This window comes from Rhodococcus sp. MSC1_016, assembly GCF_023667485.2.
Taxonomy (GTDB): Bacteria; Actinomycetota; Actinomycetes; order Mycobacteriales; family Mycobacteriaceae; genus Rhodococcus_F; species Rhodococcus_F oxybenzonivorans.
The window spans coordinates 860,970-882,187 of record NZ_JAMOZI020000002.1; the positions used below are offsets into that span (position 1 = coordinate 860,970).

A 21,218-nucleotide genomic window follows, 5' to 3' on the forward strand; every position below is an offset into this window, starting at 1 on the left:
GCTACTCCTGTTCTGCGCTGTGGGTGCCGAAGGTGCGCAGGTGATATGTCAGCGGCGGGTGATCCACCCGATCGGCGTGCTCGACGCGCCCGAGAACGACGACGTGGTCACCGCCATCGACCAACTCGGCGGCACTGCATGCCACCCACCCGGGTACGCCGTCGATGCGGGGCACACCTGCGGACAGCGTCCATCCGATGCCGTCGAACTTGTCGGTGCCCTTGCGGGCGAAGGTCAGGGCCAGGTCGTCCTGACCACGGCCGAGGACGTTGATTCCGAACCTGCCGTGCTCACGTATCACCGCGAGCAGGTCGGAGCCGCGGTCGAGGGCGACCAGGACCATCGGAGGGTTCACCGACAGCGACGCGAAGGCGCTCACGGTGGTGCCGTGCGGGCGGGCACCGTCCAGTGCGGTCACCACCGTAACCGGGGTGCACACGCTGGCCATCACATCGCGGAATTCGATGGTGAAGTCTCGAGTGGCAGTGGAATTCATATTGTCCTCCGACGGGATGGGACAGGCGGTGCCCGGTGTGTGCCCGGGCACCGCCTGTGCTGGGGGTCAGGCGCTGGCCGGAACCGGTGCCTTCATCTTCTGGAGCTCGGGGACGACCTTCTCGCCGTAGAGTTTCAGTGCCTTTTCGGCCTGGTCGATCGGCATGCCACCGAACGCGAAGGCGGCGTTGGCGAAGAAGTCACCGATCTTCTCGTGCCGGGCCGCGTACTTCTCGACGATCTGTTCTGGCGTGCCGTACACGTTGGCCTCGACGTAGGCGTCGGCGGCGGCTTCCATGCCGGCTTCGCGGATCATGTCCGCGCCCACCTGGTAGGTCTCGTAGCCCTTCGTGTTCCGCCAGTGCTCGCCGGCGAAGTCGTAGTGCTTGATGACCGACAGGAAGTAGCGGGTGGTGTGCGCGTAGGCGAGTCGGCGTGCTTCCTCCTCGTCCTCGTGGCAGACCACGAAGTCCTGGATGACCGGCGGCAGCGGCTCGGTGCCCCAGCGCTCGCGGTAGAGGTCGCGCCACCGGGTGATCGTCTCGACGTGCTTGTCGAACTCGAACTGCATGAAGGTCATCATGCGCACGCCGAGATCGGCGATGACCGGTACCGAGTCGGGCGACATCGCGGCGCCGAACAGACGGTCGCGTCCCCACTCGTACGCCGGGTTCGGGGCGGGGCGGATCTCGACCCGCGACTGCGGGTAGAACTCCCCGTCGGGGTTGTCGACGACGCCGGTGCGCAGGCCCTCGATGGTCATCTTGGCGCCTTCGATGAAACGGCTCCGCGCCTCGTCCATCGGGATTGCAAACGCGTCGTATTCCATCTTGGCCAGGCCGCGGCCCATGCCGTACAGGGCGCGACCACCCGACATCATGTCGAGCATCGTCATCTTCTCGACAACGCGGACGGGGTTGTTCCACGGCAGGATCACGGCACCGGTACCGAGCTTGACCGTCGAGGTGCGTGCCGCGAGATACGACATGATCTGCATGTTGTCCGGACACATCGAGTAGTCGTCGAAGTGGTGCTCAGCGGACCAGACGGCGTTGAAACCGTACTTTTCCGCGGCGACGCCCATTTCGAGCTCGCGGACGAACACCTCCTGATCACTGACGTTTGCGTGGTAGTTCTGGAAGACGAGCAGCATTCCGACATCCATGGATGTATCTCCTTGCGTAAGAGGGTGAATGGGGGAGTGGTTCGGGATCAGAGGAATACGGCCCGCGTGTGTTCGGTATCGAGGAACTCCTTGACGGACTGAATGAGTCCGTCTCGGACCTCGAAGACGAAGTGGTAGAGGTTGTTGTAGACGCGGCCGTTATTCATCTCCGAGTACGACTCGGTTTCCACGGCGACACGGTCACCTTCGGCGGTCCACGCACGTGGGGTCAGGGCGATCGCGCCGGACTTGGTGTTGGCGGACAGGCCCGAGAGCATCTCGCGGAATTCCTGCTTGGTCTTGGCTCCGGAGATTCCCTCGATGCTGCCGGCAACCCACCAGGTGGCGGCGGGGGCGAGGTAGCCGAGAATCGCCTCGACGTTGCCGGTGGAGAAAACCTCCATGAATTCGGCGACGAGCTTCTTGTTGGCCGCTTCGAGGCTTCCAGTATTCGCGACACTGTCCATGTGAGCTCCTTGGAAAGAGGAAATTCGGACGAATCCTGCAGTATGGGAAGGACTTCCGATCTGCTGATGTCGAGAGTAGCCGGGCCGCTGTGGTGTGGGTCACGCCGTCTTTCGGGTCGTTGTAGGCCGCTACAACGGCTCGGAGATCAAGAGCGGGAGCTGAACGAGCTCATCAACCCGCCGTCGGTGGCCACGATGCTGCCAGTCATGTAGGTCGAATCCGCGACACCTACGATGACCTGCGCAATCTCTTCGGCACGGCCGGTACGGCCCATCGGGATCGCCCCGACAAGCCGCTCGCGCGCCCGTCCGGTCAACGCCGAGGTCATGTCGGTATCCACGACCCCGGGAATCACCAGATTCACCCGGATGCCCCGTGGGGCCAGCTCGACGGCCAGCACCTGCGTCAATCCGCTGAGCCCGGCCTTCGCCGCGCCGTAGGCGACATCTCCGGGAAAACCCCGGAAACCCACGACGGCACCGACATTGATGATCGACGCGCCGTCCTCCAGGCGCGGGACCACCGTGCGGGCGAGTTCGAACGCCCCGGTGAGGTTGGTGGCGAGCACCTCGTCCCAGTGCGCACGCGAAAGGTCCCCGATCCGGCCGCCGCGATGCACGCCGGCGGCGTTGACCACCACGCCGAGCGAACCGAACGTCTCGAACACCGTGTCCACAGCGAGCCTCAGGGCGGCAGCGTCACTGATATCGGTGGGGATCTCCACGACCCGCTCGGGGTGCGTCCACTGCTCGGTGGCAGGCTTGCGGGCGAACACTGCGACCCGGTCGCCGCGCGCAGTCGCGTTCTCGACGACGGCGCGACCGATGCCGCGGGATCCGCCGGTGACCAGCCAGGTCTTGGGTGTGCTCATCGGTTCAGGAATCCTGTCAGCTCGGCGAGGTAGCGATCGCGCTCCTCGAGGAACGGTGCGTGGCCACTGGAGGTGAACTCGACGACCTCGGCGCGGTGGTTTAGCGTGGGCACGGCTTCGGCGGCGGAGAAGGGGACGAACGCGTCGGCGCGGCCGTGCAGCAGCAGGATCGGTACCTCGAGCGAGGCGATTTCCTTGCGTAGATCCACCGTGGCCAGATCGCGCAGTGAATCGTCGCCACGTGGGCCCATCGCCATGAACATGTCCCAGATCGAATCGAGCACGGCCTCGCCGGGATTCTCGGCGCACACCGCGGCGGCGACCCCGCGGAAGGTTTCGGCGCGGTTGGCGGCAGCCGACGCCAGCACGGCTTCGACGTCGGCGACCGCACCACCGTGTGGCCAGTCGTCGGTCGCGGTGTACCGCGGGGAGGCACCACCGGTGAGCACCAGCGCCGAGGCCCGGTCGCCGAGCTGCGCGACCGCCGCGGTGGCGACGGCGCCACCGAGCGACCAGCCGTTGACCACCGGTCGATCGAGGCCGAGATGGTCGACGAGCCGGACGATGTCGGAGGCCAACGCTGCGATCGTGACGTCGTCGAAGTCCTTGTCGGAGCGGCCGCAGCACCGCAGATCGACGGTGACGACTTCGTTTCCGTTGGCAAGCAGCGCCGGGAGCGTGGTGTCCCAGGCGCGGGCGGTCGCGCCCCAGCCATGGACCAGGACGATCGGCCGACCTTCACCGCGGTGGTGTTCGAAGTAGATGCTGCGGTCGTTCTCGACGGGCAGAAATCCCATGGTGTCCTCCTGTGCGAGTAGGGAAGTGGGGTTGAGCAGATGAGAAGAGATGTGGGGCACCGGGTGGTCACGCAGGGCCCGGGGCACGACGGGTTCGCGGTCCCGGAAGCGGGGGATGATGTGTTCGGCGAACAGTTCGAGCGAGCGCATGACCTTTTCGTGCTCGAGTCCGCCGAAACGCATCCAGCAGATCAGGTGCTGCAGGCCGGTCTCGTCGTGCAGGGCGTCGATCTGCCGGATCAGCCCGTCGGGGTCACCCACGTAGACGACGCCGCCATCGCGCAGGCCCTCGACGGTCATTCCGCCGGCCTCGTCGGTCGCGGTGACCAACTCGGCGTACCGCTCGTACGTCGGCGGCACCTCCGGGCCCTGGGGAACCGCAGCCAAGGCCGCGTCGAAATACCAGGTCAACGCGTCGCGGGCATTCTCTACCGCGGTCTCCTCGGTATCTGCGAGGTGGATCTGCCAGTTCATCGGGAAATCGAGATCGAGGATGTCGCGGCCGTGATCGCGCAACCGGCGTTTCGCGTCGACGACGAACGCATTCAGTTCGGGCATCGTCATCAAGGTGGGGGTGACCAACATGTTATAGCCCTGGTCCGCGGCCAGGTCGAGGGTCTCGGGACTGATCGAGGCGATGTAGATCGGCGGGGTCGGGCGCTGCACCGGGGTGGGCCGGCAGTCGACGTTGTCGAGGTCGAAGTGCTTGCCATGAAAGGAGAACGGCTCGCCTACCGGCTTGCTCCACAGTCCTCGCACGATTTCGAGAGCTTCGACGAACACCTCTCGGCTCTCACCCTGTATATCGCCGACACCCATGTTGTGGAATTCCTGCGGCTGGTAACCACGTCCCACACCGAAATCGAGTCGCCCACCCGACAGCACGTCGACCATCGCGTAGTCCTCCGCGATGCGCACCGGCCAGTCGAAGGTCAGATTGCTCACCGCGATGCCGATACGCATCCGCTCGGTACGTTCGGCAATCGCCGCGGCGGCGACCTGCGGCGAGGGCATCGAACCGTAGTCGGTGCCGTGGTGCTCGGCCAACCACACCTCGTCGAAGCCGAGCCGCTCGGCGTAGGAGATCTGCTCGAGCATCTCCCGGTAGGCCCGCGCGAAATCGTGGTCCGGGCACTCCAGGACATAAAAGATCCCGAACTTCACGGTGTTCCTCCTCGTGACGGCGGATGCCCCTGGCCGGGCCGATGGGACCGACGCTAATGTGATCGGCGCCTCACGTAAGAGGACCCGCCGCAGACCCGTTGTGGGAATCCACAAACAGCTGGTTTGCGACCGCACGGCGCAGGCGTTTCTTGTCCAGTTTGCCCACACTGGTGCGGGGCAGGGACTCGACGATCTGGATGCGTTCGGGCAGCCACCACCGCGGGACAAGGGCAGCGAGGGAGTCCAGTACCCCAGCGGAATCGAGGGCGTGCCCGGTCTCGGGAGCCACGAACGCCAAGGGGCGTTCCTGCCACCGCTCGTGCGCAACCGCGACCACCGCTGCCTCCGCGACGTAGGGAATCGTCGTCAGGGCCTGCTCGAGCGCGAGCGAGCTGATCCATTCACCGCCGCTCTTGATCAGGTCTTTCACCCGATCGACGATGGTCAGGTAGCCCTCGGCGTCGATGGTCGCGATGTCGCCGGTCCGCAACCAGCCGTCGACGAACGCCTCGGGGTGCTCGTCGCGGAAGTAGCGTTCGGCCACCCACGGACCACGCATGAGGAGCTCACCGCTGTCCACGCCGTTGTGCGGAACTACAGCACCGTCGTCGTCGATAAGCTTCCACCGCAGCCCGGGCAGTAAGCGGCCTTGCCGGCGGATGTAGTCGTAACGCCGCCGCGGATCGCCGTCGGCCGAGCGGGGAGGGCGCGCGAAGGTGCCCATCGGAGACAACTCCGTCATGCCCCAGCCCTGATAGGCCCGCACCCCGAGATCCTCTTCGATGCTGCGGATCAGCTCCGGTGTCGGGGTCGAACCGCCGAGTACGAGCGCGCGCAGGCACGTGAGGTCGGAACCCGAGGCGAGCGCGTGACGGACCAGATCGACCGCCACGGTAGGCACCATCCCGGTGTACGTAACCCGCTCGTGCGCAAGGATCGCCACAATATCCGGTACAGCGGGGTGAGCTCCGGGGAGGACCTGGTTCGCTCCGGTCATCAACGCGGCGAACGGAATACCCCAAGCATTGGCGTGGAACATCGGCACGACATGGCAGACGGTGTCGCGCTCACCGATCGCGTGCCCGTCGACCAGGCACGCCGTGAACGTATGCAGGTACAACGCCCGATGCGAATATCCCACACCCTTCGGCGACCCTGTCGTCCCGGACGTGTAGCACAGTGCCGCGAGGTCGTTCTCGTCCCGAGGCACCGGCTCGGTGAGCGGGTGAGCCGAGGCGATCAATCCGTCCTGGCTCGGCAGCGCGGCACCGTCGCCGTCGGTGGTGATCACCGCCATGTCGGGTCGTCGCGCCCGCGCCGTGTCGAGAAGGGAAAGCAGCGAGGTGTCGGCGAAGACGATCCGGTCATCGGCGTGGTCGACGATGTAAGCGATCTCGTCGGGTTCGAGCCGCAGGTTGACGGTGTGGAGCACGGCCCCTGCAAGGGGGACGGCCAGATACAGCTCGAGATGGCGGTAGTGGTTCCATGCAAGGGTTGCGACGCGGTCGCCGGGCCGGACCCCGAGGTCGACCAGCGCCGCGGCCAGCCGGAAGACTCGGTCCGCGTAGTCGCCGTAGGTGTACTCGAAGGTCCTCTCGCCGTCCTGATATTGGGTGATCGTTTTCGCCGAAAACAGCTCCTGCGCTCGGAAGAGGAAGTCGGTGATCACCAGCGGACTGCTGGAACCGGGCGACGGTATTGGGGTCATCCGGAAACCTCCTGCCGGGCGGTCGCGACCGCGGCGCGGACCTGGGGAATCACTTTAGAGGTGAGCAGTTCGATGCGCGCCGAGCCGCTGTCGACCGGCTCGCCGGGCAGTTGCGCCCAGAAGTGCACGTCCTTGATCTGCGGGCGGGATGCCAGCAGCGCCGTGAGTTCGATAACGGCGGTGTCGACATCCCACAACGTGAAGGCGCCGGCGTCGAGGAGGTCCTGCGGTGTCGCGAAGGTGGGAGTGGATTCGGGCGGCCCGAAGGCCCCCATCTCGATATATCCGTTGATCTGGTACAGAGCGTGCTCACCGATGCGGGCCCATTCGCGCTCGGGGTCGTCGGCCACCACCGCCCACTGGCCGGCGTAGATGCGACCGTCGTCCCGCGACCGGCCGACGCGCTCGAGGGCATCGAGATACATCTCGTGGTGCGCATTCTGCGTGCTCAGATACCCGTCTGCGATCCGCGCGGCCCGCTCGATCGCAGGTTCGGCCATCGCGCCCACCAGAACGCGTGGGATGGATTCCGGTTGCGGAGTGACCGGGAGCGCTGGGAAGTCGAATCGTTTGCCGTGGAACTCGGCGGGTTCACCCGACCACGCGCGCCGGATCAGATCGATGCCTTCCTCGAGCAGGCTGGGCCGGTTGCGCAAAGCTCGACCGAAGGCGGCGAACTCCGGTTGCCAATAGCCCTGCCCCACACCGAGGTCGAAGCGACCACTCGTGAGCAGCGACAGTGTCGCGGAATCTTCGGCGAGCCGAATCGGGTTGTGCAGCGGGGAGACGATCAGGTTCGTGCCGATTCGCATCGATTCGGTCCGGGCTCCGATTGCGGCAGCCAGCACGAACGGCGACGGGGTATACCCATCTGTCATGAAATGGTGCTCGGTCAGCCACACCGACTCGATTCCGCGGCTCTCGGCCCACGCAATCTGCTCGAGACTCTGTGCGTAGAAGTCGGTGAAGGTACGCGGCCACCGCGCCGGATTGCGGAAGTCGTACCACAGGCCGAAAGTGCAATGCTGCTCGTCCACGGCGCATCTCCTCGATCTTGGTTACATCGGTTATGTCGTGGATCACAGAATGGCGTGCTCGCCCCGGCCGGAGAAGAGGTCGGAGCGAGCACGTTTGTCGGTGGGCACAAACTCCGTCAGAAGTTGCCCTTGGCCGCCCAGCCACCGTCCACCGGGTAGATCTCGCCGGTGAGGAAGCTGCCCTCGCGCATGAGGTACGCGACCATCGAGGCGATCTCGGACGGCTGACCCAGGCGCCGGACGATGTGGGCATTGGCGTTCGCTTCGCGCATCTCGTCGGTGATGTCCGCGAGGATCGGGGTGTCGATCGTGCCCGGACAGATGGCGTTGATGAGAATGTTCTTGTCTCCGTACTCGACCGCGGCCTGCTTCGTGAGGGAGATGACCCCGCCCTTCGCAGCCGAATAGGATGCGAGATTCGGCAGGCCACGGAGCGCCGCCATCGACGAGATGTTGACGATCCGTCCACCGCCGCGCTCGATCATGTTCGGAATCACCGCCTGCATGCCCAGCCACACGCCCTTGAGGTCGGTGCCGATGACGTGGTCCCACGCTTCTTCGGTGAGCCCGACGACACTGTCCTCGCTGAGCATATTGACCACACCCGCCACGTTGGCGAGCAGATCGACGCGGCCGTGTCGCTCGAGCACTTCGCGTCCGGTCTCCGCCCAGTTGCTCTTGATCCGCACGTCGAGCACGTGCGCCTCGGCCTTGCCGCCGGCGGTGACGATGGCATCCACCGTGCGCGCCGTGTCCTGGATGTCTGCTGCGATCACCGTCGCGCCCTCGGCAGCCAATCGTTTCGCGGTGGCCTCCCCGATGCCTTGTGCAGCACCGGTGACGATCGCAATCTTTCCGTTCAGTGACATCTCTGACTCTCTCTCATGTGGTGAGCAAACTTGCGCGAGCTGGTCGAGTTTCGCCGCGAAAACGTGAGTCACACGCGGTGCACCGCAAAGGGAAGGCCCAGTGGGTGACTCGGCACTGTGAACCCCGCCTGGCGGGGTAGCCCTCGTTCAGGTGCACGTGACTGGCAATGCCTAAAGCGCCACGATACGAAGCAGGCGTGTTCTAGGGCACATCTTTCTGTACGGCATTTGGAACAAATTACAATCAGGATTCCGCCAGGCACGGGAGCAGCGGAAGCGTGAGGCTGGTCTGCCGCAAGTCCTACGCCCAATAGGCCCGCCGTGATCGGCAGCCCGTCGTTCGACTACCCGCTGACGAGCCGGATGGACGAGAACGACACCATCTCGTCTTCGGTAAAGCTCTCGTGCCGTGGGAGAACGTCTTCGTGTACGGCGACGTCGACAAGACGCCCTTCTTCCTGTAGTCCGGATTCCTGCTGGACTACACCGGCAAAGATGCACCCGTCGCGCTGCGAAGCTCTACGTCACTGCCGGCCTGCCGATGAAGGCCCTCGACGCCACCGGAGCGGGCGGCTTCCGCAGCGTGCAGACCCGCGTGGACGATGTGATCGGCTGGCGAAACCTATTCTGGTCACGCACTGATTCGATGGTCCGTAATCCGGAGCCGTGAGCCGTGAGCCGTGAGCCGTGGGTGGGCGACACGGTCATCCCAGACCGAATACCGCCTGACCTAGATTTCGAACCAGCTCAGATGGGCGCGAGACGCACTACGACTTCGCCCTTCATCCCGTCCAACCCTGAGAACTGCCCTGAGAACGGAACACCATGCACGCCCTGATGGTCTCCTACGGCCAACCTACCGACCCCGAAGCCTTCCGCATACCGGCTCACATTGTCAGCACGGTGTCGTGATCCCCGCGGGCGACGGCTAAGGTGTCGGCGACATGTCCTCGCCGTGGTGGCGTCGTGTCGACCGTCTGCCTTTCGGTGCCGAAATCTCATCACGGAATATCGCCTGGCCGTGGAGCGCTACACTTGACATAGCTACGATACCCGTAGCGTATCTTAATGTGGGAGGTGCCTGAACAATGACGGCCCAAACAATGACGATCCGGAATTCGTGGTCGGGATGGTCGGCGATGTTCCTCGGTGTTGTCACGATGTCGGCGTCGTGGTGGGCGGACACCACGCCCGTTGGTGCGGGGCTCACCCTGGGATTCGGTGCGTTGGTGACTATCTATGCGGCGTGGTCGCTGATCGCGCGGGATCCCACGAAGGATCACTGGGCGCTGTCGGTGGTGGGGTTGGCGCTTTTCATCGCGCCGTGGGTCGGGTTGTTCGCCGGTGACGGTGCGGCCTGGACCGCGTGGATCTGCGGCGCGTTGATCATGCTGGTTGGCGGCGGCGCGTATCTGAGTGACGAGTCGGCCAACGTGACCGAACAGGTGCAGGTGCACAATCGTGCGAGCTACGAGGCGTCGATCCGATGAAGCCCGGTCTCGCGGCGGCCGGTCGTCGCGGGAACGCGAACGCTGTACACGGCAGGAGGGACATCGGTCGATGTCCCTCCTGCCGTGTGCCTCAGGGACGCCGACGACGACGGTCGACTGCGCCAGGACCGCTGCCTTTGACCGATTGGTTGACTGCGTTACGAGGAACAAGAACGGTCCATGGGGAGTGATGGTGCGTCGAGGTTCGCGAAACAGCGACGTTAATTTCAGCCGCGTCCAGGTGAATCACGAACCTATCGTCGAGCAAACGTCTTTGCTGGTCCCGCAGGGTGGTTCGACGAATTCCATGCCGAAGCATCAACATTGTGTCGGAGGAGTTCTCCCGCCGTTGCAAGACATTTCGATCGAACGCGTCTTCGCCCTGCTGCAGGAGCCGGCCCGTCGTCGATCAGGGGCCGTCGCAACGCAGTCGGCAAACCTGGAGTGCTGCGCCCCGGCCGAGCGCTCCGTCAATCATCGTGATCGACAAGGGTGGTCTGCTCGCGGAGTGCCGGTTTGGTCGGCGGACTCGATGAACGTGACCTTTGGGGTGCGGTATTTCGGGGAGTGTTTCCTGGGGTGGACTGCCGCCACCGGTGATTTCGGTTCGGGGAGGGGTGCGGGCGGCGCGTCGGCTACCTGATGCGGGACCGTGGCCGTTCCAAAAACGATCCATACAGCGGAAATCGACCCCGGTGGTGCATCTGAAGATCGATCCGGTCGCCCGATTCGGAGTGAGGGATTGGGTGCCAGTGCTCATCGGGTGAAACTGGTGTTCTCGGACGAGCTTTCGTTGCCAGAAACTGTGTGGCCGACTGTCGACGGATTGCGGAGTGCTATTGGTGATTGCGGCGGACGTATTCCGGAGGAGTCACAGTTGCGCTGAGTCGGCGAGGGGGTTACCTCGACCGCCGTCTCGGCGGTCGAGGTAACCGAAGAGTTGCTCAGGCGTCCTTGTGACGGCTGGCTGCTTCCCGTCCTGCCAGATAGCCGAAGACGAGCCCGAGGGAGATGGTCCCGCCGGCGCCTCCGTAGAAGCCCTTCGTGGGTGCGCCACCGGAATTGCCGGCGGCGTACAGGCCCGCGATGATGTTGCCTTCGGTGTCGAGCGCGCGCCCGGCTGCGTCGGTCTTCGGGCCGCCCACGGTGCCGAGCGCGCTGGCCTCGACCTCGAGCGCGTAGTACGGGGCGGTGTCGACCGGTGCCAGCACGCTCGACTTCGGGCTGTTCAGCACGGGCCGGATGATCTTCGCCAGGGGCCCGACCACGAGGGAACGGACACGTTCGGGGTCGTTTTTCCTCGCTACCCGCCCGGCGAGTTTGCTCACGATCGGACCGATCGCCGCGGCGATGCCCTTGCGGGCCTTGGCGGTGGCGGCGGGGAACCGGGCGTCGGGCGAGTTCTTACCCAGCCGGGGAGAGTAGGCGCCGAAGTAGCGGTCGAACAGCGTGTCACCGCGGTGGAACTGCGGGTCACGCGCTCGTGCTGCCTCGGGATTGAACCGGTCGACCGTGCGGAGCAGCCCCGCCTCGTCGACCCCGATCTTGCTCGCCAGCTCCGACAGGGTGCCGGCACGGTGGAGGTAGCCGGGCACCTCGCCGCCCGGCGTGACGCCGAAGATTCCGTATTTCGTCCAGTAGTTGTGGTCGAAGATCAGCCACGCCGTGGCGTTCGGCATGGTGCCGGTCTCCGGGTCGACCTCGCGCATGATCTGTCCGAATTGGTCGTAGGGCAGGGCCTCGTTGGCGAAGCGTTCGCCCTTGTTGTTGACCATGATGCTGTGTGGCAGCGCGCGTTCGCCCAAGAACACCCGCGCGAGTGGGCGGCCTTCGAGCTCCTCGCCGGGCAGCTGCACCCCGGGCATCCACCAGGCGTCCTCCATGCCGGTCAGATCGGCGCCCACTTCCTGGGCCAGCTGCACCGCGATGCCGTCATGGCCCTTGGGGGAGACCTGCACGCCGAAGGGTGCGTCGAGGTAGGCGGTGGTGATGTCGGTCGAGCTCTCGAAGCCGCCGCTGGCCAGCAGGACGCCCCTGGTGGCGCGCACCGTGTGCTCGACACCGTCCGACCGGACGACGATCCCGTGCACCCCCGACCCGTCCATGATCAGCCGGGTCGCGGGCGTCTCGACGCGTACGTCGACACCGTTGCGCAGGCCCGCCTCGAGCAGCGCTCCGACCAATGCCGGTCCGGCGAGCCAGACGTCGTCGATGCCGATCCCACCCAGTAGCCAGAACGGCAGCGGGTTCTTGGCCATGCCCGTCGTCAGGGCCGGTCGCACGAACTTCGCATCCTTCCCCAGTCCCTCCGGGGAGTACGGGCCGGGAAACAGTGCCCGACCGACGGACGCACCGTCGATGTCGGATCGGTAGTCCGGCCAGATCGTCGGGATCCACCCGAAACGGGTGTGCTCTTCGATGAACCGGGCGACGTGCGGTCCGGTTTCCAGGAATTTCTCCACCAGATCGTGGTCGAGGATCTGGTCGCGGCCCTGGCCGTAGATGTACCGTCGGGCCTGGTCCAGGTCGTCGTTCACCTTCAAAGCCTTGGTCGAGAAGCCGTGGTTCGGGATCCAGGCGGCACCCGCCGAGATCCCGGTGGCGCCCCCGACGATCTCGCGGGACTCGACCACGAGGACTCGTGCGCCTTCCTTGGCGGCGGTCAGTGCCGCCATCAGGCCGGCGCCGCCGGACCCGACGATCGCCACGTCCACCTCCTGGGGGATTCCCAGCTGGGCTACGGTTCCGATGGAACCACTGTGCTGAGTCGAACTGTTAACCATGATGTCCTTCCGTACAAACAGTTTTCGGTCACAACCCTGCTGAATCAGCAGGATGCAACGCCCTATGTAATTGAACGATCAACTATATTTGCGTTTTGCTCTCCTCTAGACATTGCATTGAGAAGGCTGCCGGCCCCGGGCGGTTCCTGGGAGAAGGCGCCGTGCCTGCTCCGTGCCGCCCAGGTGCTGAGGACTCGCAAGCCGCGCATCGACCGATCGCCCCTGCTTGGGGCGAATGGACTGGGCGAGGATCCGCCTGTGTCGATCCTGCGAAAAGATCGACACCCTCGATCGAGCAACATTCGTCATGGCGGTCGCTCGGTTCAGTCGCATCTGTCGCACATAACGTACTGTGCCCGAGTAGGTTTCGAGGAACGCGACGTTACCGGGTCTCAGTGGGGTGCGGAGAGGGTGGATTCCGGGCAGCGGGTTCGTCCGGTGCGGGCCGGGTCGAGTCGAACATGGCCTCGATGTGGGACTTGATGTCGAGGGTGCTCATCGACCCGCCGTAGGCGACGGACCCATAGAGGGTGTGGGTGGGCGTTCTCGGCAGATTCATTGCTGGGATTCCTTTGTGGGTGGGTGGGATCGGTTGCGGCCGACATCCGTGCACGCTCGGTCAGATCATTCGGGCAGCCAGAATGACGGCTGCGAACATCAGTAACGCGGTCAGGGCTCCGGTGGTCACGGAGTGGGCCACGACTGCCGTGAATGTCGCGGTCGGCGCCGCCGCGGCGACCGCGATCAGCGGCACCATCGGGGACCACGGGTCATGGCCGCTGGGGTCGTGCGTGCTCGCTGTGAACGACCGATGTGCTCGTTCGGGTGCCGATGTAGGTGTCATCTCGTGCTTCCTCCTGTGAAAGCGGAGTCGCTCGTGGCGTCACACCGGCTGGGAGTCGCACCACACCGTAACGCTACGATACGATAAGCGTAGCGAATGTTTCTGAAGGTTCGCTGAGCGTCTTTCCCGACCTCATCCGGGCGGCGGGAAACGCCCGGCCGGGCCGAGTGAAGCAGGACCACGACCGAGAGGACGCGACAACAATGCCCACGACAGAGGGTCCATCGCCGCAGGCTCCGACCTATGCGCTGCGCGGACAACGCAGCATTGCCCGGATCATCGCGGCCACCCTTGACCTGCTGCGCACCCAGGGCCCGCAACGGGTCACCATCGACGCGGTGTCCGCACGCTCGGGTGTCGCGAAGACCACCATCTACCGGCACTACCAGGACCGGGCGCAGATGTTGCGGGCGGCGCTGGCGGCGGCCGTGGACGAGGACGCCCCCCGCATTCCGGAGGAGTTGCCGATTCGGCAGCAACTGCTGTGGATGTTCGACGACACCCGCCGGGTCCTCGAGGAACAAGCCGGTATGGGGACGATCGCGGCGATCCTGACCGATCAGGACCCCGAGTTCACCGACCTGTTCCGCGCCGTCACCGCCGCCCGCCGCCGCACCATGATCGATGTTCTCGCCGCCGGTATCGCCGCCGGTGCCCTACCGGCGGACCTCGACACCGATCAGACCATCAACATCATCATCGGCTCCTACCTCGCCGCGGCGCTGCGTCACGGCACCGTCGCCGGCGACTGGGCCGACCGACTCCTGCGGACCCTGTGGCCTGACCTGACCGAGTAGGGATCACCGTTCACCTCAGCCCGCGGCCGCACTAGAGCATGACCCGGCAGGCGGTTCGGCACGCATTAGGAGCGAACTGTGTGTCGCGGGCATTACGTTCCCGGCCCATTCATACGCCACTGTGCCGGAGGACATTTCCGATCACCGTGCGGGCCTGGCGAGAAGCTGTCGTGGGCACTGCACGGACGACACCGACCACCGCGCCTGCGGCCTGGGCCCACGCGGTGAATGTTGCCCGGTGATTGGGGTCTGCGGATCGGCCACCGCGTTCACAGGCGTCAAGCCAAAGCCGGTGGAAGGTATTGGGTGAGAGAACGGTATGGCCGCTGTCTGCGATGCGTTCCGCGGGCGTCTGGTCGCTCTAACCCTGCTCTAACCCAGATAGGCACAGTGTCCACGGATCAGGGTGGCTTGGACCGCGTCGGCGGAGGGTGCGGCGAGTACGTCGGCGAGGGGGGCGCATAGGACCGGGTCGTCCGCGGGAGTGAGGTAGCGCGCCAATGACTGTGCGGCGGTGATGCATTCACTGCTCCGCACGATTGCCCCGGTCGGGGCGCGGCGGGTTACGGCGGCGGTGATCGCCGCCCAGGGGTCGACGGGGCTGCAGGGGGCGTCGCTGGACAATGCGACTGGTACGCCAGCGTCGATCAGCGACCGGCAGCGGTACAGATCGGGTAGGTCTCGCTCGTCGACGTCGCGGAGGTAGTCGTCGCCGCGGTCGGCGAGAAAGCCGGGCTGGGTGACCACGGTGAGTCCGCGCCGGTGGAGGTCGTCGATCGTCTCGGCGGGGATGATCGCGCCGTGCTCGATGCGGTCGCCGGGGATGGTCCCGACCTCATCGAGCACCGCCAGCAGGATCAGCAGCGCCTCGCGGGTGACGCAGTGCACGGCGACCGCCCGGCCTCGGTCGTGGACTTGACGGATCCGGGCGGCCAGGTCGTCGAGGTCCGGGAGCCCGGAGTCGGCGAGGATGATTTTGTACGGACCGACGGTCAGACGTGCTGGAGGAGAGAATGTTTCGAGATCCACGGGTGCGCCGAGCAGGTGCACTCGTTGGGGCAGGCTGCCGTCCGCGATCGATGCCTCGATCGCGGAACGGGAGTGTGGGGTCAGGTCGGGGGTGGCGTCGGTGACTCCGGTGACCCCCATCCGGGTGAGGGTGGCGCCGATGGTGTTCAGGCGCAGCGGCCGGGACGGGGGGAGACGGTCGCGCAGCCAGGTGTCGGCGCGCCACACTCGCCCGGTCGGCCGGCCGTCTGGTGCGCGTTCGACACCGGGATGAGATGCCTCGTTGAGACGTGCGGCGAGTACGGCCGCGCTGTTGAGTGCCCACATCGCGCCGCTGCGGTGCTGAATGCGGACCGGCCGGGCCGCGTGGAGGTGGTCGAGGGTGTCGGCGTCGAGATGGCCTGCGACGGTTTCGATGTAGCCGACGCCGCGAACCCACCCGTTGTCGTCGCCCGGTGCGCGTCCGAGCGCGTCCGTGAGGGCAGCGGGGTCGTGGACGTGCGGTGGCCCGCATCGCACCGAGAGGGCGTCGGCGGCCATTGCGTGCAGGTGCAGGTGGTGATCGTGCAGGCCGGGGATGAGGGCGCCGCTGTCGGCGTTCATCACCGCGGCAGTCGACGGCGCGACCAGGTTCGGCCCGACTGCTGTGATCCGGCCGCTGGCGATTGCCACGTCGAGTCCGGGAACGCCGTCGACCTCAGCGTCGCGAATCAGGAGGTCGGTCACAGCGCCGCGATCCTCAGCGAGGCCAGCACGGCGGCGGTGTCCGCGCCGGACGGGACGGGGCTTCCGGCCGGTGTGCGGGGTCGCGGCTCGGCGATCGGCACGACACCCGACGCGGTGTCGACCACCCAGCCGTTGCCGCGTCGGAAGGGGTGCGGCACAGGCTGGTCGGTGAGGGTGGCGGCGACGAGGTCCGACATCGACGGGTCCCAGAGCCGTCCCGACCGGTCGGCGGGTGCGGACATCGCGAGGGCCGCGGCGGTGATCCCGGTGAGCGGGTCGGCGATAGCGTCCCCGACGAACAGCGGTGTGCCGTCGGAATCGGATGCGACGAGTCCGGCGGTGGCGGCGAGATCGTCACCGAAACCGATACGGTTCGACGATCGTCCCGCCGCGGTGATCGACACCCAGGTGGCCCCGCGGGCGACGATGGCGGCCGCGTCGAGCCCGAACCGGGTCAGGGCACGGGGGCGGGAGGCCTCGATGACGATGTCGGCGGCGTCGACGAGCGCCGCCAGCGCCCGTCGTTCGCCGATGGTCGTGGGGTCGAGGACCACCGATTCGTGACCGCCGTGCAGAAGGTGGTAGAAGTCGGGGTTGCCGCGCCGGGCGCCGTCGGGGCGGTCGGGGGTTTCGACCTTCACCACCCGCGCGCCGGCGAGTCCGAGCAGATGGGCGCACAGCGGGCCGGCCCACAGGGCGCTGAAGTCGACGACGAGGAGCCCGCCGACAGGCCGGGGATACAGCGGCACCGGAACGGGCGGGGGTGTGCTTGCCCGGGACACGGGACCGGCGGCGACACCGAGCAGTTCCGCGCGATCGGCCAGCTCGGCGCCGGTGTGGGTGCGGAGCCAGTCGGCAACGACCGGCCAGGGGTCGTTCTCGTCGACAGCCTCGCTGACTAACGCCCCCAGCAGGGTGGGGTCGTCGGCGCGGGCGCAGGACACGGCCGCCCACCCGTCGGCGGTCGGCAGCAGCCGGCAGCTGCCGCCCACCGACACCTGACCGTGGCGCTTACATCCGGTGAAGGCCGCACGCTCCGCGAGCAACCGGGCACCATCGACGTCGACACGCCGACTGCCGAGGGCACTGACGTCGGAGATCCACGACGACATTGCGCGCGCGAGTGTGGCGGCCCGGCCCGGTGGTACGACCGGCGGCCCCTCTGGGCGGCCGGTGAGGGCGACGACTCCGCTTTCGGCCCAGTCCCGCACCGGATCCGGCGCCGGGCGCGCAAGCGGGGGAGGGGAGGACACCGGTCAATCCTATGCTGGCACGCTGTATCCCGTGGATACCGCACACCCCGTCATCAGCCCGCACGACCTCGCCGACGGTGCCGCCGATACACCGCTGCTCACCGAAGGTGCGGTCGTCGACACTCCGATGCTCGTCGTGGATCTCGACACCGCGGTCGATGCGGCGACCGCGGCCCGCGCCCGAGAGCGGGCGCTGCACTCCGACCGGTTGCTGGTCGGGGTGCGCCGCACCCCTGGGCCGGTGCCGGAGGCGGTCGCGGATCTGGTGGCCGGTCTCGACACCACGATTATCGCCGACGCCGCTCCGGTCGACCGTCGGCTGGTCGGCGCCCGAGATCCGGACGCGGCGGTCGTCGAACTGTCCGACGCGGTGGCGGCCAATGTGCACGCCGCGATCGTCCTTGGGCAGGTGCTGCGGCTGTCGGAGGGTCTGCCGGTGCCGGAGGCGATCGACGTCGAGTCGCTGGCCTACTCCACCCTGCTCGGCACCCCGGGTTTCCGGCGCTGGCTCGAGCAACGGGGTCCTCGCCCGCTGCCGCCGCCGGCACCGCAGGACCCGGTGCTGATGCGCCGCGAGGCCGAGCGGCTACACATCACCCTGAATCGGCCCGAGCGGCGCAACGCGTACGGCGCCGAGGTGCGGGATGGCCTCGTCGAGGCGTTGCGGCTGGCAATACTGGACGACACGATCACGGCGATCGTCCTCGACGGGTCCGGGCCGGTGTTTTCCGCGGGCGGCGACCTGGACGAGTTCGGTACCACCCCGGACCTCGCGACCGCGCATTTGATCCGTACCCGCGCCGGCGCGGCCCGACTGGTTTCGCAGTTGGCCGACCGTATGGAGGTCCGGGTGCATGGCAGCTGTGTCGGAGCTGGCATCGAGGTGCCGGCGTTCGCGGGCCGGATCGTGGCAGCGCCGGGCACGGTGTTCCGGTTGCCGGAGGTGTCGATGGGATTGATCCCGGGGGCGGGCGGGACGGTGGGCGTGCCTCGGCGGATCGGGCGGTGGCGGGCGTTCTGGCTGTGCGCGACGGGTGCCGCCCTCGACGCCGGCACCGCGCTGGCGTGGGGCCTTGTGGATGAGATCAGCCCGGGTCGGTGATACGCGTGTGCTGTACGCCTTCGAGGAGGGGTTCATCCACCGGCGCGGCGGTCTCGGCAGCGCTGTTGGCGCGCAATCAGTGACGTCTTCAAGATGGGTTGCAAAACATCATGATAATCTCCGATGTGATGTCCAGCACGTCCGCGTTCTAGGGTGCCGCGCGCACCGCGAATCGGTGGTGTGTAGGTCCGGTACTCCACGAGGATGGCGCGATGGTCGTACGTAGTGAAGGGATGCGCAAGCGCGAAACGCGCAAGCGCGAGACGAACGGTGACCGCCCGATTCCGATTGCGGCTGGTGGATCCTCGCTGCTTAGGCCGCTCAAGGCCGCTGAAGTCATCGCACGGAACATTGTCGGTGACATCCGTGCTCAGAACCTCCGGCCGGGCGATGGGCTGCCGTCGGAAGCGGCGATGCTCACGCAGTACGGTGTGAGCCGAGAATCGTTGAGGGAAGGACTGCGCCTACTCGAGGTGCAGGGAATGATCGCGATTCGACGAGGTCCCGGGGGCGGGCCCGTGGTCGGTTCTGTGGGTGCGGCGCACCTCGGGCGGGTCTCGGCGTTGTTCTTTCACATGTCGGGTGCCACTTACCAGGAACTCTTCGAGGCGTGGGTGTGGGGACAGGGGGTACTGGCCGAGCGTGCGGCTCGGAATCCGGACGTCGACATGCGCGCCGCGACCATGGCCCCCTTCATGGACGGGCACCATCACGAATCCGAAGATGTCCTCGAGGGCTATCTCGAGGAGCATGCTGGGTTTCACGGGGCCGTTGCCTCGTTGGTTCGCAATCGGGTCCTCGAGTTGAGTCTCGAATCCTACGGCCAGATCGTTGCGCACCACGTCGCGATGGTCGACGACCCACGCGCACTCCGGAACGTTCTCGTCGACGATCACCACAAGATTGCCCGGGCAGTTGCTGCTGGGCAGCCCAAACGTTCCCGAGATCTCATGGAAGAGCACCTGCGTGGCGTGGTCGACTACTGCCGCGATCGCCTGGGAGGATCGCTCGATTCTCCGATCGAGTGGTTGTGAGCTGACGCCGAACTGGCTACGCGCGCAACCGGCGCGCCTGAACTGAGCAGGTACACCGAATGCCGACTTCATGGTGGAGGCCGGCGTGTTTCGGCCGCGCTTGACATGCCGGGGAAACTCATCTGACCGGTATCAGTCGTACCCGAAGCGATTCGGGAGGCTTTGCACGATCTGCGGGCATTTTTGTCCTGTCCGCTCTTCGTTGATCGGCGAGTCTCGAGCGACTCGAGTTCGCGCTGTTGTTTTGCCGGGGTCTCGACGCATTCCTTACGCTGTGGGCGGAGATATCGAAAGTGCTGGTCAAGCCGACTTTGTCAAGCCGTCGAGGTCGCACAGCGCAAATAGGGACACCCCTTGACATCGGAGTTCCTCATGAGCAATATGGATCTCACGTTGTCCGGGATGTGACTGGATTAACGAGACCCTACGAAGCGGGGCTCGTCGGCTTGCTGCGATGCGCTCTCGACATCTCTTCTTCTGCTTGGCGCCGCCAGTTGTTTTGAGTACCTGGCGTAACCGCCGAGACAGCTGCCCTAGGAGGCAATCAAGTGACACGGCTGGATGGCAAGATCGCGTTCATCACTGGTGCTGCTCGCGGACAGGGGCGTACCCACGCCGTCCGGCTTGCGCAGGAAGGCGCCGACATCGTCGCGGTCGATCTGTGCAGGCAGCAGGCCAATCTCGACTACACGTCCGGCACCCCCGAGGACCTCGAGGAGACGGTGCGGCTGGTCGAAAAGGAAGGCCGCCGGATCATCGCGCGTGCCGCCGATGTGCGGGACCAGGCGTCCTTGGATGTGGTTGTCGACGAGGCGCTCCGTGAGTTCGGCGGAATCGACATTCTCGTCTCCAACGCCGGCATCTCGAATCAGGGATCGGTCGTCGGGCTCACCGACCAGCAGTGGGAAGACATTCTCGGCACCAACCTCGTCGGAGCCTGGCATTCGTGCCGAGCCGTGCTGCCCTCGATGATCGAGCGCGGAGCGGGGGGATCGGTCATCTTCGTCAGCTCCACGGTCGGGTTGCGCGGCGCGCCCGGGCAGGCGCACTACAGCGCGTCCAAGCACGGCATGCAGGGGCTGATGCTGTCGCTGGCGAACGAGGTGGGTCAACACAACATCCGGGTGAACTCGGTCAATCCCGGCGCCGTCAACACCGAAATGGCGATCAACGAGAGCCTGCTGAAGATGTTCCTTCCCGATATCGAGAACCCAACTCCCGCGGATGCGGCAGACCTTTTCAGCAACCTCACGCTTCTCCCGATCCCGTGGGTAGAGCCCGAGGATGTGAGCAACGCCGTGCTGTGGCTTGCCTCGGACGAAGCCCGTTTCGTCACCGGCGCAGCGATTCCCGTCGATGGCGGACAACTCGCACGCGCCTGAAGGTGCCGGAAGACATCGATTGGAGTCGAAATGACGAACAAGGTAGCGATAGATCAGGACTTCTGCCAGGCGCACGGTAGGTGCTACGCGCTGTTTCCTGATTTGTTCGAACCCGACGACGAGGGCCGCGCTCAGGTGAAGAACGACGGTGTGGTGCCGGCGTCGAGCTCGGTAGACGAGATTCTGGCCGTGTGTCCCGAAGCCGCAATTACCACCGTGTGAGAG

General features: G+C 66.1%; 19 protein-coding genes and 1 pseudogene. 7 read left to right on the forward strand and 13 right to left on the reverse strand.

The window, feature by feature from the left end; translation table 11 throughout:
• Nucleotide 1: 1 nt before the first annotated feature.
• The 8 genes from L1080_RS36380 to L1080_RS36415 all read right to left on the reverse strand — a co-directional run bounded on the left by L1080_RS36380 (nucleotide 2) and on the right by L1080_RS36415 (nucleotide 8,574).
• Complete coding sequence (locus tag L1080_RS36380) at nucleotides 2–496, reverse strand: flavin reductase family protein (protein WP_250773647.1); 495 nt, start codon at nucleotides 494–496, stop codon at nucleotides 2–4.
• Nucleotides 497–562: 66 nt separating this feature from the next.
• Nucleotides 563–1,660, reverse strand: coding sequence for an LLM class flavin-dependent oxidoreductase (locus L1080_RS36385; RefSeq protein ID WP_250773649.1), 1,098 nt, complete (start codon nucleotides 1,658–1,660; stop codon nucleotides 563–565).
• A gap of 47 nt (nucleotides 1,661–1,707) precedes the next feature.
• On the reverse strand, nucleotides 1,708–2,127 hold the full coding sequence (locus L1080_RS36390; RefSeq protein ID WP_250773652.1) for a nuclear transport factor 2 family protein: 420 nt from the start codon (nucleotides 2,125–2,127) through the stop codon (nucleotides 1,708–1,710).
• Nucleotides 2,128–2,273: 146 nt separating this feature from the next.
• The gene (locus L1080_RS36395) at nucleotides 2,274–2,999 is read right to left on the reverse strand and encodes an SDR family NAD(P)-dependent oxidoreductase (RefSeq protein WP_250773654.1); all 726 of its coding nucleotides are present in this window, start codon (nucleotides 2,997–2,999) and stop codon (nucleotides 2,274–2,276) included.
• Nucleotides 2,996–4,960 (reverse strand): LLM class flavin-dependent oxidoreductase, encoded by a 1,965-nt coding sequence (locus tag L1080_RS36400; RefSeq protein ID WP_250773656.1) that lies wholly within the window; start codon nucleotides 4,958–4,960, stop codon nucleotides 2,996–2,998. Before L1080_RS36400 ends, L1080_RS36395 begins: the two co-directional genes overlap by 4 nt.
• Nucleotides 4,961–5,030: 70 nt before the next feature.
• Entirely contained in the window at nucleotides 5,031–6,668 is a 1,638-nt protein-coding gene (locus L1080_RS36405) for a long-chain-fatty-acid--CoA ligase (protein ID WP_250773658.1), read from the reverse strand.
• Entirely contained in the window at nucleotides 6,665–7,705 is a 1,041-nt protein-coding gene (locus tag L1080_RS36410; protein WP_250773660.1) for an LLM class flavin-dependent oxidoreductase, read from the reverse strand. The genes L1080_RS36405 and L1080_RS36410 overlap by 4 nt, the downstream gene beginning before the upstream one ends.
• Before the next feature lie 116 nt (nucleotides 7,706–7,821).
• Nucleotides 7,822–8,574, reverse strand: coding sequence for an SDR family NAD(P)-dependent oxidoreductase (locus tag L1080_RS36415; RefSeq protein WP_250773663.1), 753 nt, complete (start codon nucleotides 8,572–8,574; stop codon nucleotides 7,822–7,824).
• A 278-nt stretch (nucleotides 8,575–8,852) separates the two neighbouring features.
• Here L1080_RS36415 and L1080_RS36420 point away from each other — a divergent pair.
• Nucleotides 8,853–9,235: pseudogene (locus L1080_RS36420) on the forward strand (4-hydroxyphenylacetate 3-hydroxylase N-terminal domain-containing protein); the annotation flags it as partial.
• A 427-nt stretch (nucleotides 9,236–9,662) separates the two neighbouring features.
• A complete protein-coding gene (locus tag L1080_RS36425) occupies nucleotides 9,663–10,064 on the forward strand; it encodes an SPW repeat domain-containing protein (RefSeq protein WP_308202177.1) in 402 nt (133 codons plus the stop codon).
• 944 nt (nucleotides 10,065–11,008) lie between these two features.
• On the opposite strand, the gene L1080_RS36430 is transcribed toward L1080_RS36425, so the two are convergent.
• The 3 genes from L1080_RS36430 to L1080_RS36440 all read right to left on the reverse strand — a co-directional run bounded on the left by L1080_RS36430 (nucleotide 11,009) and on the right by L1080_RS36440 (nucleotide 13,691).
• Nucleotides 11,009–12,847: an FAD-dependent oxidoreductase gene (locus L1080_RS36430; RefSeq protein WP_250773665.1), complete on the reverse strand. Its 1,839-nt coding sequence runs from the start codon at nucleotides 12,845–12,847 to the stop codon at nucleotides 11,009–11,011.
• Nucleotides 12,848–13,229: 382 nt separating this feature from the next.
• Nucleotides 13,230–13,406 carry a hypothetical protein gene (locus L1080_RS36435; RefSeq protein WP_250773668.1) on the reverse strand — a complete coding sequence of 59 codons (177 nt, stop codon included), beginning with the start codon at nucleotides 13,404–13,406 and terminating at the stop codon, nucleotides 13,230–13,232.
• 60 nt (nucleotides 13,407–13,466) lie between these two features.
• Complete coding sequence (locus tag L1080_RS36440; protein ID WP_250773670.1) at nucleotides 13,467–13,691, reverse strand: hypothetical protein; 225 nt, start codon at nucleotides 13,689–13,691, stop codon at nucleotides 13,467–13,469.
• Between the two features lie 203 nt (nucleotides 13,692–13,894).
• Between L1080_RS36440 and L1080_RS36445 the strand changes: the two genes are divergently transcribed.
• The gene (locus L1080_RS36445; protein WP_250773672.1) at nucleotides 13,895–14,488 is read left to right on the forward strand and encodes a TetR/AcrR family transcriptional regulator; all 594 of its coding nucleotides are present in this window, start codon (nucleotides 13,895–13,897) and stop codon (nucleotides 14,486–14,488) included.
• A 372-nt stretch (nucleotides 14,489–14,860) separates the two neighbouring features.
• Here L1080_RS36445 and L1080_RS36450 read toward each other — a convergent pair whose 3' ends face one another.
• Complete coding sequence (locus L1080_RS36450; RefSeq protein ID WP_250773674.1) at nucleotides 14,861–16,222, reverse strand: amidohydrolase family protein; 1,362 nt, start codon at nucleotides 16,220–16,222, stop codon at nucleotides 14,861–14,863.
• A complete protein-coding gene (locus tag L1080_RS36455) occupies nucleotides 16,219–17,475 on the reverse strand; it encodes a CoA transferase (protein ID WP_250773676.1) in 1,257 nt (418 codons plus the stop codon). Before L1080_RS36455 ends, L1080_RS36450 begins: the two co-directional genes overlap by 4 nt.
• Before the next feature lie 31 nt (nucleotides 17,476–17,506).
• On the opposite strand from L1080_RS36455, the gene L1080_RS36460 reads away from it, so the two are divergent.
• The 4 genes from L1080_RS36460 (at nucleotide 17,507) to L1080_RS36475 (ending at nucleotide 21,215) form a co-directional block, all read left to right on the forward strand.
• Nucleotides 17,507–18,577 carry an enoyl-CoA hydratase/isomerase family protein gene (locus L1080_RS36460; protein WP_250773679.1) on the forward strand — a complete coding sequence of 357 codons (1,071 nt, stop codon included), beginning with the start codon at nucleotides 17,507–17,509 and terminating at the stop codon, nucleotides 18,575–18,577.
• Between the two features lie 212 nt (nucleotides 18,578–18,789).
• Nucleotides 18,790–19,611 (forward strand): FadR/GntR family transcriptional regulator, encoded by an 822-nt coding sequence (locus L1080_RS36465; RefSeq protein ID WP_250773695.1) that lies wholly within the window; start codon nucleotides 18,790–18,792, stop codon nucleotides 19,609–19,611.
• A 548-nt stretch (nucleotides 19,612–20,159) separates the two neighbouring features.
• Entirely contained in the window at nucleotides 20,160–20,993 is an 834-nt protein-coding gene (locus L1080_RS36470) for a mycofactocin-coupled SDR family oxidoreductase (protein ID WP_250773697.1), read from the forward strand.
• 30 nt (nucleotides 20,994–21,023) lie between these two features.
• The gene (locus L1080_RS36475; RefSeq protein WP_250773699.1) at nucleotides 21,024–21,215 is read left to right on the forward strand and encodes a ferredoxin; all 192 of its coding nucleotides are present in this window, start codon (nucleotides 21,024–21,026) and stop codon (nucleotides 21,213–21,215) included.
• Nucleotides 21,216–21,218: the final 3 nt, after the last annotated feature.

Bases quoted from the DNA above. Each gene is read 5' to 3' on its own strand.
- L1080_RS36380 (WP_250773647.1), bottom strand. From the start codon at position 496: ATGAATTCCACTGCCACTCGAGACTTCACCATCGAATTCCGCGATGTG.
- L1080_RS36385 (WP_250773649.1), bottom strand. From the start codon at position 1,660: ATGGATGTCGGAATGCTGCTCGTCTTCCAGAACTACCACGCAAACGTC.
- L1080_RS36390 (WP_250773652.1), bottom strand. From the start codon at position 2,127: ATGGACAGTGTCGCGAATACTGGAAGCCTCGAAGCGGCCAACAAGAAG.
- L1080_RS36395 (WP_250773654.1), bottom strand. From the start codon at position 2,999: ATGAGCACACCCAAGACCTGGCTGGTCACCGGCGGATCCCGCGGCATC.
- L1080_RS36405 (WP_250773658.1), bottom strand. From the start codon at position 6,668: ATGACCCCAATACCGTCGCCCGGTTCCAGCAGTCCGCTGGTGATCACC.
- L1080_RS36415 (WP_250773663.1), bottom strand. From the start codon at position 8,574: ATGTCACTGAACGGAAAGATTGCGATCGTCACCGGTGCTGCACAAGGC.
- L1080_RS36425 (WP_308202177.1), top strand. From the start codon at position 9,663: ATGACGGCCCAAACAATGACGATCCGGAATTCGTGGTCGGGATGGTCG.
- L1080_RS36430 (WP_250773665.1), bottom strand. From the start codon at position 12,847: ATGGTTAACAGTTCGACTCAGCACAGTGGTTCCATCGGAACCGTAGCC.
- L1080_RS36435 (WP_250773668.1), bottom strand. From the start codon at position 13,406: ATGAATCTGCCGAGAACGCCCACCCACACCCTCTATGGGTCCGTCGCC.
- L1080_RS36440 (WP_250773670.1), bottom strand. From the start codon at position 13,691: ATGACACCTACATCGGCACCCGAACGAGCACATCGGTCGTTCACAGCG.
- L1080_RS36445 (WP_250773672.1), top strand. From the start codon at position 13,895: ATGCCCACGACAGAGGGTCCATCGCCGCAGGCTCCGACCTATGCGCTG.
- L1080_RS36465 (WP_250773695.1), top strand. From the start codon at position 18,790: ATGGTCGTACGTAGTGAAGGGATGCGCAAGCGCGAAACGCGCAAGCGC.
- L1080_RS36475 (WP_250773699.1), top strand. From the start codon at position 21,024: ATGACGAACAAGGTAGCGATAGATCAGGACTTCTGCCAGGCGCACGGT.